General features: G+C 65.0%; 1 protein-coding gene and 1 pseudogene. One reads left to right on the top strand and one right to left on the bottom strand.

The genetic code is table 11. From position 1 onward, the window contains the following. Nucleotides 1-318, top strand: a pseudogene (locus EOA29_RS34215) (hypothetical protein); the annotation flags it as partial. 422 nt (nucleotides 319-740) lie between these two features. On the opposite strand, the gene ftsH reads toward EOA29_RS34215, so the two are convergent. Beyond that, a partial coding sequence (gene ftsH, locus EOA29_RS34225; RefSeq protein WP_127222247.1) for an ATP-dependent zinc metalloprotease FtsH occupies nucleotides 741-2,083 on the bottom strand: 1,343 nt, incomplete at its 5' end.

Here is a 2,083-nt window from a genome sequence, read left to right on the forward strand (position 1 = left end):
CTGAACGGCATGAAGTGGAACGACTTCCGCAAGGCCGAGTGCGGCGCCGGCGCTGCCGACGACGACACCGTGCCGGCTCCGACGGAAGCGACTTTCACAAAGGAACCGGCGAAGCCGACCGTGACCGCTCCGAAGGGCGTGACCTTCCCGACCGCCATCTCGCCGAAATTCGCCACCGAGACCCCGGCCAAGGGCCGCATGCATACCTGCCTCGAGCAGTATTATGCCAACAAGGACGCCAACACGCTGAACGGCCTCAAGTGGATCCAGAAAGGCGGCGGCTTCTACAGCCTCTGCAACGCCAAGCTGAAGAGCTGATCCCGTAAGCTATTCGAAGAAAGAAGGCCCGCGAGCCGCAAGGTTCGCGGGCCTTTTTGTTGCGCATCGCGCTGATCGAAACACGCGGATCGGCGGGTGGGTAGTTCGCGAAGGGTTGTGCTGCCCCTCACCTGCCTGCCGGCATCCTCTCCCCGTATAGTGACGGGGAGAGGGGCGCTCTCATCGGCGGTTTCGCCAATCGCCAGCGTTGCAGGAAGAGAGCCAGCGCAGCCGCGGTGCCCCTTCTCCCCGTCACTATACGGGGAGAAGGTGCCGGCAGGCGGATGAGGGGCAGCGCCGGCTTCGAAGAATGGGCACGCAGACGAAACGGCCGAGAGACCGCCGCTGGTCAACACTGAATTTCAAAGCAAAACGCCGCGGTTTGATCCGCGGCGTTTCAAAGTTCCTTTGTTCTCTTCGAACTAGCCCTGCGGCTGCGGTTCCATGCCGCCTTCGGGCTCGGGGCCCTTCTTGCGGCGGCCGCCGGTGCCGGCCTTCGGCACGGCCGAGCCACGGCTCGGCGGCGTGTCGTCGCCGAGGTCGCGGGCGGGCTTATGGCCGGCGATCAGTTGCTTGATCTCGTCGCCGGTCAGCGTCTCGTATTCGAGCAGCCCTTCGGCGAGCGCGATCCAGTCCTTCTTCTTCTTGGTCAGCACGGTTTTCGCGGTGGAGTAGGCGTCGTCGATCAGCCGGCGCACCTCGGCGTCGATGATCTGCGCCGTCTCTTCCGAGATGTTCTGCTGGCGCGCCACCGAATGGCCGAGGAAGACCTCTTCCTGGTTGTCGCCATATGCGACATGGCCGAGCTTGTCGGAGAAGCCCCAGCGCGTGACCATGGCCCGCGCCAGCTTGGTCGCCTGCTCGATGTCGGAGGAGGCGCCGGAGGTGATGTTCTCCTTGCCGAACTTGAACTCCTCGGCGACGCGGCCACCCATCATGATCGCGAGCCGCGAGATCATGTATTTGTAGCTCATCGAATAGCGGTCGCCTTCCGGCAACTGCATGACCATGCCGAGCGCGCGGCCGCGCGGAATGATGGTCGCCTTGTGCAGCGGATCGGCCGTCGGCACGTTGAGCGCCAGGATGGCGTGGCCGGCCTCGTGATAGGCGGTCAGTTCCTTCTCGGCCTGCGTCATCGCCGAGGAGCGGCGCTCGGCGCCCATCATGATCTTGTCCTTGGCGTCCTCGAACTCGGCCATGGTGACGAGCCGCTTGTTGCGGCGCGCCGCCATCAGCGCGGATTCGTTGACGAGGTTCATCAGGTCGGCGCCGGAGAAGCCGGGCGTGCCGCGCGCGATGACCTTGAGATCGACATTGGGCGCCAGCGGCACGTTGCGCACATGCACCTTGAGGATCTTCTCGCGGCCGACGATGTCGGGGTTCGGCACCACGACCTGACGGTCGAAACGGCCGGGCCTCAGCAGCGCCGGGTCGAGCACGTCGGGCCGGTTGGTGGCGGCGATCAGGATGATGCTTTCGTTGGACTCGAAGCCGTCCATCTCGACCAGCAACTGGTTCAGCGTCTGCTCGCGCTCGTCATTGCCGCCGCCGAGGCCGGCGCCGCGATGACGGCCGACAGCGTCGATTTCGTCGATGAAGATGATGCAGGGCGCGTTCTTCTTGGCCTGGTCGAACATGTCGCGCACACGGGATGCGCCGACGCCGACGAACATTTCGACGAAGTCTGAGCCGGAGATGGTGAAGAACGGCACATTGGCCTCGCCTGCGACGGAGCGGGCGAGCAGCGTCTTGCCGGTTCCGGGCG

Origin of the sequence: Mesorhizobium sp. M1E.F.Ca.ET.063.01.1.1 (genome assembly GCF_003998155.1) — a bacterium.
Lineage (GTDB): Bacteria > Pseudomonadota > Alphaproteobacteria > Rhizobiales > Rhizobiaceae > Mesorhizobium.